The organism is [Clostridium] symbiosum ATCC 14940 (assembly GCF_000466485.1).
GTDB classification, from domain to species: Bacteria; Bacillota; Clostridia; order Lachnospirales; family Lachnospiraceae; genus Otoolea; species Otoolea symbiosa.
The window spans coordinates 7492-22030 of record NZ_KE993038.1 but is presented as its reverse complement, the minus strand read 5'-3'; the positions used below and the strand labels follow the sequence as shown (position 1 = coordinate 22030).

12 protein-coding genes are annotated in these 14539 nt (G+C 48.2%); 3 read left to right on the top strand and 9 right to left on the bottom strand.

The features are described from left to right. Window positions 1-175: 175 nt before the first annotated feature. The 9 genes from CLOSYM_RS20880 to CLOSYM_RS23580 all read right to left on the bottom strand — a co-directional run bounded on the left by CLOSYM_RS20880 (window position 176) and on the right by CLOSYM_RS23580 (window position 12284). On the bottom strand, window positions 176-3331 hold the full coding sequence (locus tag CLOSYM_RS20880) for a glycosyltransferase (RefSeq protein ID WP_021643706.1): 3156 nt from the start codon (window positions 3329-3331) through the stop codon (window positions 176-178). A gap of 6 nt (window positions 3332-3337) precedes the next feature. Beyond that, window positions 3338-4150 (bottom strand): class I SAM-dependent methyltransferase, encoded by an 813-nt coding sequence (locus tag CLOSYM_RS20875; protein WP_003497652.1) that lies wholly within the window; start codon window positions 4148-4150, stop codon window positions 3338-3340. A gap of 25 nt (window positions 4151-4175) precedes the next feature. Next, window positions 4176-5537, bottom strand: coding sequence for an ABC transporter ATP-binding protein (locus CLOSYM_RS20870; RefSeq protein WP_003497654.1), 1362 nt, complete (start codon window positions 5535-5537; stop codon window positions 4176-4178). Window positions 5538-6193: 656 nt separating this feature from the next. Next, entirely contained in the window at window positions 6194-7036 is an 843-nt protein-coding gene (locus CLOSYM_RS20865) for a DUF6282 family protein (RefSeq protein ID WP_021643703.1), read from the bottom strand. 18 nt (window positions 7037-7054) lie between these two features. Beyond that, window positions 7055-8308, bottom strand: a complete 1254-nt coding sequence (locus CLOSYM_RS20860; protein ID WP_021643702.1) for an SLC13 family permease — start codon at window positions 8306-8308, stop codon at window positions 7055-7057. Between the two features lie 241 nt (window positions 8309-8549). Beyond that, window positions 8550-9482, bottom strand: coding sequence for a zf-HC2 domain-containing protein (locus CLOSYM_RS20855; RefSeq protein ID WP_021643701.1), 933 nt, complete (start codon window positions 9480-9482; stop codon window positions 8550-8552). Then, window positions 9472-9975 (bottom strand): RNA polymerase sigma factor, encoded by a 504-nt coding sequence (locus CLOSYM_RS20850; protein ID WP_021643700.1) that lies wholly within the window; start codon window positions 9973-9975, stop codon window positions 9472-9474. Before CLOSYM_RS20850 ends, CLOSYM_RS20855 begins: the two co-directional genes overlap by 11 nt. Before the next feature lie 117 nt (window positions 9976-10092). Beyond that, window positions 10093-11796, bottom strand: a complete 1704-nt coding sequence (locus CLOSYM_RS20845; RefSeq protein WP_242828718.1) for an ATP-binding protein — start codon at window positions 11794-11796, stop codon at window positions 10093-10095. 23 nt (window positions 11797-11819) lie between these two features. After that, window positions 11820-12284 (bottom strand): hypothetical protein, encoded by a 465-nt coding sequence (locus tag CLOSYM_RS23580; RefSeq protein WP_242828717.1) that lies wholly within the window; start codon window positions 12282-12284, stop codon window positions 11820-11822. A 406-nt stretch (window positions 12285-12690) separates the two neighbouring features. On the opposite strand from CLOSYM_RS23580, the gene CLOSYM_RS20840 reads away from it, so the two are divergent. The 3 genes from CLOSYM_RS20840 (at window position 12691) to CLOSYM_RS20830 (ending at window position 13972) form a co-directional block, all read left to right on the top strand. After that, the gene (locus CLOSYM_RS20840; protein WP_003497666.1) at window positions 12691-13155 is read left to right on the top strand and encodes a methylglyoxal synthase; all 465 of its coding nucleotides are present in this window, start codon (window positions 12691-12693) and stop codon (window positions 13153-13155) included. Between the two features lie 78 nt (window positions 13156-13233). Further along, complete coding sequence (locus tag CLOSYM_RS20835; RefSeq protein WP_021643696.1) at window positions 13234-13578, top strand: DUF4234 domain-containing protein; 345 nt, start codon at window positions 13234-13236, stop codon at window positions 13576-13578. Next, a complete protein-coding gene (locus CLOSYM_RS20830; protein ID WP_021643695.1) occupies window positions 13571-13972 on the top strand; it encodes a DUF2752 domain-containing protein in 402 nt (133 codons plus the stop codon). Before CLOSYM_RS20835 ends, CLOSYM_RS20830 begins: the two co-directional genes overlap by 8 nt. The last annotated feature ends 567 nt before the right edge of the window (window positions 13973-14539 follow it).

Genomic DNA, 14539 nt, shown 5'->3' with positions numbered 1-14539 from the left:
GATAAAAAGAAAAGCTCTCGACTATTTTTGCCTTACGCTCCAGCGGCCGGTCCCTCCTGGCGGTCGGCTGAGGCAGCTGCTGCCTGTTCCCAGCAACAGAAAAAGCAGACACCGTATTCTCCTTTGGTATCTGCCTTTTCCCCGTCCTGCCTTCACACCGGCCCGGCGGTTACCGTTACACTTCAAAATCTTCCCGAATCACTTCCCATGCCGCATCCACGCTGAAATGAGCTTTAATGTACTCCTGTGTCTTTTGGCTAAGCTGTGCAAGCCGTTTCTCATCACCGTAAAGCTTCACTACCGCCCCGGCGAAATCTTCCGGTTTATCCTCCACCAGCAGCACGTCTTCGACATCCGGAATCCCTTCGCTTCCCACAGAAGTGGTTACTATCGGCGCTCCGTTATAAATGGCCTCGACTACCTTTCCTTTGACGCCTGCTCCATATCTGAGCGGAACGATGACAATCCGGCAGCTCCGGTAAAGCTCCGACAGCTCCTCCTCGGAAACAAACCCCTTGACGATAATTTTGCTTCCCGGCTGCTCCAAAGCTTTGATTTCATCGGTCACCCTGGAACCGACCACATAAAAATTCACATCCAGTTTCTCCCGGATCATCGGGAATACCTCTTTTGCAAACCACAGAACGGCATCCGCATTCGGCGGATGGGCAAATCCTCCGACAAACAAAAGTCCTTCCCTCTTTGCAAAGTCCTGATTCAGATTATCCAGAAACGTATCGTACACATAGGCGGTAATTGCCTTCACATTTACCGTCTCATCCACATCATGGATTGCTTCCTCCTCCACAACAGACGGATAGTAGGATACGGCAGCCTTATGCATCAGTGAGAATTCAATCGACTTCCAGTATTCGGAATCACGTTTTTTCCCTGTATCCCCGGTCAGCTCATATTCCCTGAATTCCCTCATAAAATGGAGATCATGGCCATAATAAATAATCTTAATATCCGTATGCTCTGCGATATAATCCACATATTTTGCAGCGATATGAGGACGGTTCAGATAGGCGATGCTGATTTCTTTTCCATTTTTATCAAGCCAGTCCCAGATACCGGTCAGATACTCCTGTCCGTACAGAACCTCGATTCCCATCTGCTGAAGGACTGTGGTATATGGCTCCTCGTGAAGATAATTATCGCCTAAAAATTTTACCGCATACCCCTTATTCAGAAACATCTTCAGATACTGGAACGTTGTTTTAGACCCTGCATCTTTATCAAATGTCGGAACATAATGATCCACCACCAGGATAATCGGTTTTCCCATACTTCTCTCCCTGGCCCGGAAGGGGTTCGGACTGCCGGTATTCACGCACTGCTTCTTAAATTCCTCTTTCCATTTTTCTTTCAGCTTTTCGCTGTTCTCCACCTGGTACCGTTTCAGGCCGGAACCATTTACATCCGTTCCGTTGGAGACGCCCTCAAAATGAATCACCTTGGAAAGCGGCTGGTAGACGACTCTGTATCCCGCCTTTCTGACCTCAAAAGCCAGATCCGAATCCTCACAGTAGGCAGGAGCAAACCGTTCGTCAAAGCCTCCAATCCGGTTCCACAGTTCAGCGGAAAGCAGTATCGCGGCACCCGATATATAGTCCACATCTTTTACATAATTATATTCGGCCTTGTCCGGATTATCCAGACGGCCGTAATTCCATCCCGAACCGTCGCTCCAGATGATGCCTCCCGCCTCCTGAAGACGGCCGTCCGGATAAACCAGCTTGGATCCGACCATACCGATAGAATCATCCGACTGAATCAGACTGACCAGCGAACTGAGCCAGCCCTCCGTCACCTGTGTATCATTGTTTAAAAACATTATATACCGGCCCCTTGCAGATTTGGCCGCATGGTTACAATTTCTTAAGAATCCCTGGTTCGTTTCATTCCGGCAAATTGTAATCCCCTCGGCAAATTCTCCCAGATGCTCCGTCGCATCGCCGGAAACGTCATCCGCAATCACAATCTCATAGCTCACATCCTTTGTATGCTCCAGAATCGATGCAAGGCAGAGATAAGTATAATGAATCTGATTGTAAACGGGAATCACAATCGATACTTCCGGGCTGTCTGCCTTCGGGAATATGAGTTTTCCATATTGCAGGTACTCTTCTCCGATCTCAAAATCGCCCTTGATTCTATTTTTTCCCTCCCCGGATGTATACATTCCAATGTACTTTACCGGGTGAAGAAGAGTATTCTTGCAGTAACCCAGAATCTTCCGCTTTCTGGTCCCCTTCGGATACATTTTATTAAATGCCTGCCCGATTTTCCTTCTCACCTTAAAAATAATCGCTTCGTGGCGGTTTAAATAGGTCAGTGTTTTCCCCATCTCACCGATTTCACGGCGCAGATCGCCAATAATCACCTCAAGATTAGCCACATGATTATTCGTCAGGCGCTGTACCTCCTGGACTTTTTTGAGGGCGGTGTCCTTCTCCGAGATTTCAGCCCTGAGCTGTTCGATGCGCTCTCTGGCCCGCATAAGCTCACCGTCCACCTGCCTTAGCTCTGCGACCGTCTTGGTCTCCACCATGAAATCTTCCTGGTACGTTCTCTGGTTCTCTCCGTGGACATATTCCTGGAAGCTCCTCTCCATTATTTCATAAAGCGGGAGCATCGTCTCATCAATGTCGAATTCCTTCAGGAACTGAGCCTGGTTTTCAAACTGCCCGTTTATCAGGCTCTGATACTGTCTGTAAAAATAATGGAGTGTTCTGTAACGCACAAAACCGGCCGGAACCGGGAACAGGAATACCCATTCATAATCCAGGGCATAGACACCATCCTCCGTCACCAGCATATTTTCAAAAAGAGCGTCGATATTGGAGGCTCTGTAAGACTGCTCCGGCTCCCTCCTGTCTGAGGTCCGCCATTTAAGCCGCTCCTCATCCTCCGAACTCAATTCACCCGTCAATCCGAACACTTCCATGAATTCCGGCGTTACATGGAAATCCGAGATATATTCCGGACGGATGTCATAGATAAGCTCCATGCCTTTCTTCACTGCAGGGATTATCACTCCTGAATTAAGTTCCTCCCCCAGAAGCTCCGCCAGCGTCTTTCCCTGCAGGTAATCAAAACGGGCCGTTCTGCCGTCCTTAACAAGCTCCGGCTTTACCAGAAACAGGCTCCCGTTCTGGCTGGTCAGAAAATTATATTTTTCCTCAAACGAACGGATATGGGGGATTCCCTCTTCGCACAGGGCTGTCTTTTCTGCAAAACGCACTCCGGCTTCTTCCATAATCTGCGTCTTAATCTGAAATTTTTCCCGCCTCGTCCTGTTATATTTTACAAATATTAGCTCTGCCATTGCCGTCTATTCTCCTTCATTCTTATGAGCGCTCCAAATCACGAGGAAGGAATTTGCAAAATTCTCAAACTGGCCGTCCTCACATACGGCGTCGTAAGCGGCGCCCACATCCATCAGCAGGTACTCCGGGTAGTCATAAAGCGCCGGCATTCCCGTCAAATCGCCTTTTTTCGGCAGATACCGATCTGAATAAATGACAGACGGCAGTTTGTAATCCGGCATCGGATAGTAAAAACTGCCCCCTGCCAGAAGTTCCTCCAGATTCTTTTTGGTCGCGCTCACCGCATCTCTCTGCGTACCGGCGAAATATTTGAGTCCGAACCGGTTGCAGACGGCAAGAATAATGGTTCCGCCCGGCGCCAGAAGACGTTTGGCCGCCTCAATCTGTGCGCCCAGGCCTTCGCTGCCGTTTGGCCGGCCGATAAGTAGCACATAATCGAAGCTGCCGCTGTTCTCCTTCTGTCTGCTGTATGCAGTCAGACTCCCGCATTCCAGCCGAAGGCCGGTTTCTCCCCGATACCTGCGTCTTACGACTTCCAAACTTTCCTCGGACTCATCGAGAACCGTTACCGAACCGGTTTTACGCAGATACAGACCGGTAAGCGCTCCAAAATCAGCACCCGCCTGAAGCAGTCGGCCGCCTTTTCTGAATTCATACCACTCTAACAGATTTTCCCTCAGCGGAGCCAGGGCATAGAGATATTCCAGCTTTTTATTTTCCTTCAGAGCCCTCTTTGTATCATTGCCGTATTTATCAAGCAGCGCGAGAATTTCACCGTTAGGGTTCTTCTTCTTTATATTCTTCTTCCACTCTTCCATCTAAGTTCCTCATGCATTGCAGATTTTACTCTTGCACCAGATGTGCTTCCACTTCCGGTTCCATATCGTAAACGCCTACCGTATTCTTGTTGGAAATCACGGTAATATTCGCCACATCATAAAGCCGGTGGTATACCACATGCTCTCCGTTCTCAAAGCCGGTACAGCTCATGGACAGCAGGTATTCCCCGCCCTGGAGCGTCATTTTCTGTGTGAAGGACACCTCATAGACATCGCCCTTTTTCACCGGTTTAATATCCGTTCCCTCAAACAAGGTATTGGTACCGGTTAAATCGCTGCCCTTCTTATCCTTAATTGTGTACGTAAAGATAGGAGCCTGTATCTCCTGGTTAAACCTGATTTTTTCCTTAATCGTGAACATTTCGCCTTTCAAAAGCAGGTTTGTGATATTACCCCGCTGATCAATCAGGCCCATATCAAAGATTTCAGCCCTCCCGTCTCCGTACTCCTCACGATTGGCATTAATGGTCAGCTTATCCCGCATCAGCGACGGGCCTGCCGTCTGGCCGCCTGCTAAAGCCCTGTCTTTATCCTCCGCTTTGGTTTCCCCGCTGCCTGCCTCGGCCAGTACGACCTTCTCACCCGAAAAATCGTTCATCCTGGTAATCTCTTCCCGCAGCGCCTCCATCTGACCGGCCAGGATTTTTTTGTACATATCAACCATCTTGCCGGCAGAACCTTCGGCAATAAATTCGCCTCTGTTTAACAGAATAACCTTATCACAATATTTTATAATACTGCCCATATCATGGGTAACCATCACAATTGTCGTTCCATTCTTCCGGATTTCTTCCATCCGTCTGTAGCACTTGGACTGGAAAAAGACATCGCCGACCGACAGCGCCTCATCGACAATCAGAATTTCCGGCTCCACGTTGATAGCAAGAGCAAAGGCAAGACGCACAAACATACCGCTGGAATACGTCTTTACCGGCTGATAGACAAAGTCTCCGATATCGGCAAAATCCAGAATATCCTGAAGCTTATCCTCCATCTCCCTGCGTGAAAATCCCATCATGGTTCCGTTCATATAAATATTCTCAATCCCGGTGTAATCCATGTTAAAACCGGCTCCCAGCTCCAGAAGGGCCGATATCTTGCCGTTCACCATCACCTCGCCCGATGTCGGCGTCAGGACTCCTGTAATAATCTTTAATATAGTCGATTTGCCCGAACCGTTCGTTCCGATGATTCCGACGGTCTGTCCCTTTTCCACGGAAAAAGAAATCCTGCTGAGGGCATAGAAATCCCGGTGATATTGTTTTTTACCGATATTCAGTGACTCCTTTAAACGGTCGATGGGTTGTTCATACAGCCGGTATATTTTTGTAACATCTTTTATTTCAATTGCATTTTCAGCCGCCATGGTCTCCTCCAAAAAAGCGTATAATCGGTTATATTATAACATAGTCTTTCCCATTTTCATACCGGTAAAAATTTCAGCGCATCGAAACCGTAAAATAAATAAGCGGACGGGGTGGTGAATTTAATTGGATGAGTCTTTCGTCCCGGGGGAGATTGTCGTGGGTTGGGACTGCGGAGAGGATATAGTCTGCGGAGCACGTTTCCACTCGGTGGAATGCATCGCGCTGCTAAGCTCGATAGGACCTCGCTATTCAGCGATGGATTCCAAAGGCGTCCGCAGACTATATCCTCTCCTCCGCCCCAAAGGAATATTTTCGCCGGAACGAAAGACTCCGCCGGGTATATTGGCCCCGTCCTCTGGCTTGCGGCTGCTGAGCGTTTCTATATGGGATAGATATTGTTGGATGTATGATAGATATGGACTGATGTTGTTGTTTGAGTGTTGTTGTTGGGAATTTAATCGATTTGATGTTTAAATAGATGAGCGGAATTAGGGCCGGAAGAGGAATACCGGATTTAAAATCAGCGTCAGAAGCGGGCCGGGTCCGGTGCCGCGAAAATCTTCGCCTGCGTCTTATGGATCCGGCAAAAACCTGAACCGGGGAAGTAGGCCAAATCAATTGCAGAGGGGATATGGGAATCCGCCAAGAACATTCCTCAATCTGCTTCCATAAGGGCGGCCGGGTTTTCCTTTATCATCATTTCAATCTCCGCTTCCTTAATCTCGTGCTTTATAAGCCCCTCTGCAAATTCTGTAAGGCCTCTTGCCGAACCGGGTGAATTCAACTGTCCGAAATCAGTAACCAGCAGGCTGTGTTCCGGCCCGTTTTCCCTAATCTGGGCAGACATCTCCTCCCAGCTAATCCGGTTATGGTAAACAGTAAAACAACTGTGTTCCACGAAAGCTCCCAGCTTTATACATTCCTTCCTGGCCTCGGCCGAGAACCGGGTAGCCGGGTTTTCGGCATGGGTCAGAACCACATTCTTCACACCGCGCCGGACGGCCTCACGGACCAGCATAACGCCTTCCTTCTCACCCACATGGCCCGTTCCGACTATCAGGCCGTACCTGGCCGCCACATCCAGCACATCATATGCTCCGGGAAGCAGCCTTCCTCCATCCTCGCATACCTGAATACAGGATGAAAGTTCCGTATCCGTGCCGCCTCCCTGATGGAATTTTCTGTAACTCAGGGAATCCATGGTGGGAAACCAGAGATATTTTCCCCCGGCCTGGGCCATCCGTTCCGCCGCGTCCGGGTTCAATCCTCCCGCCTGACGGTTCAGCACCAGCCCTCCGTACACCTTAAGTCCCGGGAAAAGCGAACGAAGCATTGCAGCCCGGCCTGTGGTGTCGGCATAATGGCACTTGATAACGCCTCCCTTCATACCGGCGCCGCTCCATTCCTCCGCCAGCTCGAGATCCGTATATTTTCTGGGAACGACATCCGGAGCCGTATGAAAATGTAAATCCCAGGCCCCATTTAACAGCTCTTTCATCTCATGCCTCCTGTCTGACTAGTATGGAAGGAAAATGGGAATCAGGGCCACGACGACCACATAGGTAAGCAGTACCATCGGGACACCAATCTTCACAAAATCCATGAACTTATATTTTGTCCAGCCGACCGTCATCATATTCTGGGGAGCGGCAAAGGGCGTTGCATAGGAAGCCGCACCGGCCAGAGTTATAATCATGGCAATCGGATATGGACTGACGCCGATTTTTTCGGCAATAGAGAGGCCAATCGGCATAAATACGAGGATCGTCGGAATATTGGACATAACCTGTGTCAAAAGTACCGCCGCAAAGAATATGACCGTGCTGATCATGAATGCGCTGGGCTGTTCACCGAGAATCCGTATAATCAGATTGGCGACGGCATCACCTGCGCCGCACTCCTTGATACCGGAAGAGATAGCGCTTAAGGCTCCTACAAGAATCAGACAGTTCCAGTCGATTGCCTTAACAGCGTCCTTTACACTCATACAGCCGGAACCCACAATTACCAGGGCTCCCACAACCGCCGCAATATGCATCGGCACCTTTTTAGAGCCGGAGGCAATCACAGCCAGCACACAGAACATGGTAAGACCGCAGATTACAGCCTTCTTTTTATCAAATTCCTTTTTCTCCGTCTGGGCAAATTCAGGAACATATCCGGTATCCGGCAGCATCTTACTGCCAACAAAGGCAAAGAAGAGCGTTCCGATGATGCAGATTCCGATTCCAAAAGGCGTGATAGAGAAAAAGCCAAACGGTTCATATCCCAGTTCCTGCATCACACCGGCCGCCGATGCGTTTGAACCTACGCCTACCAGAGTGACAAATCCTCCGAACTGGGAGCCGAACAGCAGCGCCAGCAGGGCCTTTGACGGCCCATAACCGGCAGAGATACACATCGCGGTAACGAGCGGCGCCATTGCCACCATAACGCCGATATTGCTGCATACGGCGCTGAGAACGCAGGACACGATAAGCGTTGCCAGAATAATATTCCTCTCACTTTTTCCGGTAATTTTTACCATCTTTTCTCCGATGATATCAGTCACGCCGGAATGGAACAGGGAAGATCCCACCACCATCATTCCGGCCAGCAGCACAATGGTAGTACTGTTGTAACCGCTGAAAATCGTATTCACTTCTATAATTCCCGTATAGGCATACAGGATGGAGGCGCCGATGGCCGTAACTACAATTGGAATCGGCTCCCAGATAAACAGTGCGATCGTGACCGCAAGAATCAATAACGCTATAAACATGCTATTCATGTAACATTTCCCTTTCAGATAAGTTTTACAATTTTTCCGGTGGGCTGATCAGCATTACAACGCAAAACAACAATACAGATAGTATCGGCACGTCTGCCTTCTGTTAAATTTGAACATTCCTAAGCTCAATGTTCCTGTATGTTTCAGCAAATTGATTATAGCATGTCGTATTTACAAATTAAAACAATATTATTTTACTATTTCCACAAAAATTCTTTGTGTCTATAACCGCCGGCCCGGTTTACTTACTCCCGCTGAAATGCGCCCGGTACTCAATCCGGCCCGCAGCATCATCAAAGATAACCGTCACTGAAACTCCTTCCGGATAAACCATACCGGAAACCGTATACTCCGTACCGCTTTTCGTCTCACTCTTTCGGCTTAGGGCGCGGAGTTCCGATATTCGCTTTTTCTCACTTTCAAACTCCTGCTTAGGAAGGTTCCACCCCGCCTCCAGCTCCCATGAGTCTTCAAACAGCGTGGAAAATTTACTGTAATGGTAAGCCGCGGCCTCTGCGGCCTCCGGAACGGCAGCCGGAAAGCAAACGGCAGCGGCCCGTACGCTGTCCTCCACATCCTTATCGACTTTCATATAAGCCGTTATCCGGGATGTGGCGGAACAAAACGGCGGGATTAAAAACAGGGACACCGTACCGATCAGGCCCGCCAGTACGGCCGGAACCAGCACGCCTGAAAGTACCCGGGTGAGTATTTTCTTCCGTCCCGGATACCGTTTCATGATGCAAAGGTTGACCAGGCTTATTACGGTTGGGCACAGAGCATACAGTATAATGAAGATCTGGAGAAATCCTTTATAATCCAGATAAACTGATGGATATCTCAATCCGTATCCAAATATTACAACAACCGCTGCCAGGACATTGCAGACTGCCGCCAGACAGAAAACAATTAAATTAAACACCCTGAGTACACGATCCACAAAAGAGCGTTCCACCTCTTTTTTACTGTTAATAAATAAATCTGCTTCTTTAAGAATTTTCTGAACCCGTTCCTCGTCTGTCTCCGCTACCGGAACCTCAGCCGTCATATTCCGGTATTCCGCCCTGCACCGGCCGCAGGATGCAAGATGGGCCTCCACCTCCCTGCAGCTCTCTTCACTGCACAGATTTTCAATATAAAGAGGGAGCAAATCCCGTATAATTTCACACTTCATAATGCAATTCCTCCTTTAATTTTTTCTGCAGCATGTTTTTGGCACGGTAAAACACCACTCTGGCCCACACGTCCGAATTGCCGTAACATTCACCTATTTTCTTATAATCATATTCCAGAATAATCCGCAGCAGGAAAACCGTCTGGTACGGCTCCGGTACCGTCCGCACCTGTTTTATCACATCCCTTGCCATATGGCTGCGGATCGTGGCTTCTTCTATATTTTCATTTCCCGGCATTTTCTCCATGCCGTCGGAACCAGCCAGCCTGTCATCCCGGCGCTGCTGGTTGTAAAACAAATTCTTTCCTATCTGGCAGAGCCATACGTCCAGTCTGCAGTCGCCTCTGAAGGAATCGATGCTCTGATATGCTCTCATAAATGTCTCCTGAGCCAAATCCTCCGCCATATCATAGTCTCCGCATAATTTCAGCAGGAAATAGAAGAGCTGTTTTGCATATTTTTGATAAACCAGTTCAAATTCGCTGTTGTTCATATCTCCTCCTTTTCCTGTAAGACAGCTCTACGGCAGTTTTGTTACAGCTTATCTTAAAAGTATCTTTATTGCTTCGGACAAACCTTTTTCTGCAATACGAAAGGAGAAGAAACAGTCTTAACCGTTCTTCTCCCCTGCCAGCACTTCTTTTAATAAAGATATCATCTGCTCCGCATCAACAGGCTTTGCCAGATGGGCATTCATTCCGCTTTTTCCGGCGAGTTCAATGTCTTCACTGAATGCATTTGCCGTCATTGCCACAATCGGTATGGTCAGACTGTCGCGCCGGCCGGCTCCCCGGATCTGCCTGCATGCTTCATAACCATCCATTTCCGGCATCCGGATATCCATCAGTATAATATCAAAAAATCCGGTTTCCCTCCTTTTATAGATTTCAACCGCCTCCTGTCCGTTTGAGGCTTTCTCACTCTTAATCCCGGCCATTTCCAGAAACGCGGCGGCAATCTCCGCATTCAGCTCATTATCTTCCGCAATGAGGCACCGCTTCCCGGCCAGACTGTCTAAAAGCTCCTGAGACCGGAATACGGAGTCCTCCGGCTCCTTCGTCCCGCTTTGAACCTCCTCCTGGGAAGCCAGGGGCAGTTCCAATTCCACTCTGAAAACAGTCCCTTCCCCCTGTCTGCTCTCAACTTCAACGGTTCCTCCCATCAGCCCCACCAGTTTTTTTGTAATGGCCATTCCAAGTCCTGTTCCTTTATATCTGGATCTTCCATAATCATTTTCCTGGGTAAAAGGTTCAAAAATATGCTTCTGGAATTCCTCCGACATCCCAACCCCTGTGTCGGATATCACGAAACGGTACCGGCCGGAATCTTCACGGGTACAGGGCAGTTCTATAATCTCAAACGTTATCCTTCCGCCTTCCGGGGTGCATTTTACCGCATTGCTCAGAATATTCATGATAATCTGGCTGAGCCGGACCGAGTCTCCGACGACTGCATCATGGTTCAGATTCGTCTTTTTGAATTCCAGTGTCAGCTGCTTGTTCTCCGCCTGTCTCTCCATAATCATCCGGTTGGAATCGATCATGGCCCCCATCGAGAAAGCTTCCCTTGCCAATTCTACTTTCCGCGCTTCAATCTTTGACATATCAAGCACATCATTGATTATTCCCAAGAGCAGCCTGGAAGAGATATCTATCTTCTTCAGGCAGTCCTCCACCCGTTCCCCATCGCCAATATTTTCCCGCGCAATCCGTGTCATTCCTATAATGGCGTTCATCGGCGTCCTTATGTCATGTGACATATTGGAAAGGAACATGCTTTTAGCCCTGTTGGCAGCCTCGGCTTCTTCTTTTGCACGGATAATCTCAAGATATTGCCCCTTATCACGTCTGTAAGTATATAAATTAAAATAAATGAGCGTGAGCGCTACAAGGACAAGGCTCATTCCGCAGTTAACAAGCACTTTTCTCAGGTTGTCGCTGACCGCCGCCTTAATCACCTCCGCCGGCACCATAAAAATCTGATAGCCGTCCATGCTTTTAAACGGAAGCACGCTGATACAGTATTCCACCTTCCCGTCTTTTGCCCATACGGTAGTGCTTTTTCCCTGTATTGCCCGCTCTGTTATATTCGAAAGCACGATTCCGTTTGTAAATGACAGTTCCCCAAAATAAGTCTCCACACTGTAGAATGTCTCACCGGGTGACATATTTCCAACGGTACGCATAAATGCATGTCCATACCCGTCGGCCAGTATAATAGTTGCCGCCCCGTCATAAAGCTGTTCATTAAGATTTTCGTACAGGGAGGCATTACTGTATGCCATTGCTACGGCCGCTACCTGCACTCCCGCCACCTCATATGGCTCCACAGGAATACCTACAAAAACAGCGTCCTCCGAATTATTAAAAACCCCGACCCTGAAGACATCTTCCTTCTCCTTAAGGAGACGGTCCAAGTCAGAGGAAGGCTGAATCTTCTTCCGCCCCCATCTTTTCCGGATATATATCCCTCACTGTCTATCAGATAGATGCCGAAAAGATGGTTTTCCGCCGCATTTTTATCCAGATAACGAGAAAGCTGCTCTCTGTCCATCTGGTTAAACATTTTTAAAGTCCCGCTGATATTGCGGAGCATGCTCCTGTTATCCGAAAAACGTATATCATAAACAGTTATGTTCTGCTGTGCCACTCTTCTGAGATTGCTCGCGCTCATGCTTTTCGTAATATTATTATATGCATAGAAAAGAAGAATTCCCGTTACAAAAATACAGACAACCGATATGACGGTTCTTAATATGGCACGGCTGCCTATGCCTGGCTTATCCACATCTGTCTCCTTCATTCTGAATCGTATCCTGATTTTCATCCTGCGGTGGACGCAGAAACCTTTTTGCACAGTATAATGCTATGCGATCATTATACCATACTTTTACATGCTGAAACAGCTGACTTTACAATATAATGTTATAATTAATAACTGAGGCCCGGAGGACGCATCCGGAACGGATCATGTCCGGTGTGGTGAGGGGGGGCCCTGTCGCGGCCACTGCGTGTTTCCGGCAGGCCGGCCCGCACTTAACGCATGAGACACTCAGCGGCCGCAGGCCAGTGGACGGGGCCGATACCCCCGGCGGAGTCTTTCGTCTGAACGATTGTTTCAGATAAACAGAGAAAACATGCAATAATACCGCTTTTCTTGACATTTATGCCAATTTATGTAAAAATCAGTGAGAAGGAGAGTGATTAATATGGATTATTTAACGATGACTATCGGAAAACAAAAAAATATAGCATTAATTGCCCATGATAATAAAAAGAAGGAGCTGATTAACTGGTGCGAGGAGAACAAGGAGATCCTGAAGAAGCATTTTTTATGCGGAACAGGAACCACCGCCAGGATGATCACAGACTATACAAGTCTTCCGGTAAAGGGCTATAACAGCGGCCCTCTGGGCGGTGACCAGCAGATTGGAGCTAAGATTGTGGAGGGACAGATTGATTTTATCATCTTTTTTTCCGACCCTCTTACCGCACAGCCCCATGATCCCGACGTAAAGGCGCTTCTCAGAATTGCTCAGGTATATGATATCCCCATAGCCAACAATAAGGCGACGGCTGATTTCATGATTACGTCCAGTCTTATGGATCAGGAATATGAACACGACATTATCAATTTTCATCAGAATATCAAAGACAGAGCACAGACTCTGTAGGCTCCGGCGATTAACCGCCGTTCCTGTGACGGAATCAAAGCCGTGTATTTAAAGACTGTACCAAGGAGGAACTAACCAATGAAACAGCGCAATATTGCAGTGTGTATTTTACTGCTTTTTGTAACATGCGGAATCTATGGGATTTACTGGATGATTGTACTGAATGACGAGACGAATGCTCTGTCCGGAAGAATAGGCACCAGCGGAGGGACAGTCTTTCTGTTCTCACTAATCACCTGCGGAATCTACTCCCTGTTCTGGATGTATCAGATGGGAAATGCTGTCGAGATGCTGCACGAACAGCACGGTGAGCCGAGGGGCAGCGCGCCGGTTGTTTATCTGCTTCTCAGTCTGTTTGGCTTCAGCATCGTAGCCTATTCTCTTTTGCAGTATGAGCTGAATAAGTATCTGCCGGATGCGTAACCGTTTTAAAAAGCTTTGTATCAGGACAGGCTGGCTCGCAGGAGCCGGTCTGTTTTATTTATTAATCTGTAATTTGGCGGGACGCCCCCTGATTCCCTGCATGTTTCATCAGATAACCGGTTTATATTGTCCCGGATGCGGTGTAAGCCGCATGTGTCTGGCGCTCTTTCGCCTGGACTTTGTATCGGCCTTCAGGGCCAATGCCGCCATCTTTCTGCTGCTGCCGGCCGGACTGGCAATTGCCATTCAGACAGCCGTGCGCTATGTAAAGACCGGAAACGGCCGGCTGACGCGGTTTCAGACCTGGCTCCTGGCCGGCATGACCGTCATTCTGCTCCTGTTCGGCATCCTGCGCAATCTGCCCGGTTTTACCTGGATGCAGCCAATGCCATGAAACCTACGGCTGATAGTTACTGTTCACACCATGCCAAAAAGCGGCATGATGTAAACAATAACACGCTTCGCGATGCACAGAAACTGCATAAAACGCAGTTTCGCGCCGTGTAACTCGGGATTTTCGCGCAGAAAACGCACGCAAACACCTCGCGGGACATAACCATGTGAACAGTAACGGCTGATATCATTAAAAATCTTAAAAAAATAATTGACAAATCATTTTAAACATAGTATATTTTACAATAACAATTTATTAGCTTAAACCGATGAAGCGGAGATCAAAGTAATTATGCGCGCACAGAGAGTCCGGGATGCTGAGAACCGGATCGAAATGCAGATTGCCAAATGGACCGCCGAGGGCACAGTCAAAAGCAGCGTTGCTGCCGAGTATTCTGTGACGTGGGGCATACGTCAGTTGCCGGAGATATGTTAGTATCTCGCAAAGCGCATGGATTTGATCCATGAATCAAGGTGGCACCGCGGGTCTGTGATACCCGTCCTTGACAGATTCTATTTTTCTGTCAAGGACGGGTTTTTTTAATTTAACAGGAAAGTTCTCCTGTTA

What these genes read in the sequence shown, in the direction of transcription:
- CLOSYM_RS20835 (WP_021643696.1), top strand. Translation starts at nt 13,234, where the DNA reads ATGAAACAGCGCAATATTGCAGTGTGTATTTTACTGCTTTTTGTAACA.
- CLOSYM_RS20875 (WP_003497652.1), bottom strand. Translation starts at nt 4,150, where the DNA reads ATGGAAGAGTGGAAGAAGAATATAAAGAAGAAGAACCCTAACGGTGAA.
- CLOSYM_RS20840 (WP_003497666.1), top strand. Translation starts at nt 12,691, where the DNA reads ATGGATTATTTAACGATGACTATCGGAAAACAAAAAAATATAGCATTA.
- CLOSYM_RS20860 (WP_021643702.1), bottom strand. Translation starts at nt 8,308, where the DNA reads ATGAATAGCATGTTTATAGCGTTATTGATTCTTGCGGTCACGATCGCA.
- CLOSYM_RS23580 (WP_242828717.1), bottom strand. Translation starts at nt 12,284, where the DNA reads ATGAAGGAGACAGATGTGGATAAGCCAGGCATAGGCAGCCGTGCCATA.
- CLOSYM_RS20880 (WP_021643706.1), bottom strand. Translation starts at nt 3,331, where the DNA reads ATGGCAGAGCTAATATTTGTAAAATATAACAGGACGAGGCGGGAAAAA.
- CLOSYM_RS20830 (WP_021643695.1), top strand. Translation starts at nt 13,571, where the DNA reads ATGCGTAACCGTTTTAAAAAGCTTTGTATCAGGACAGGCTGGCTCGCA.
- CLOSYM_RS20855 (WP_021643701.1), bottom strand. Translation starts at nt 9,482, where the DNA reads ATGAAGTGTGAAATTATACGGGATTTGCTCCCTCTTTATATTGAAAAT.
- CLOSYM_RS20870 (WP_003497654.1), bottom strand. Translation starts at nt 5,537, where the DNA reads ATGGCGGCTGAAAATGCAATTGAAATAAAAGATGTTACAAAAATATAC.
- CLOSYM_RS20865 (WP_021643703.1), bottom strand. Translation starts at nt 7,036, where the DNA reads ATGAAAGAGCTGTTAAATGGGGCCTGGGATTTACATTTTCATACGGCT.
- CLOSYM_RS20850 (WP_021643700.1), bottom strand. Translation starts at nt 9,975, where the DNA reads ATGAACAACAGCGAATTTGAACTGGTTTATCAAAAATATGCAAAACAG.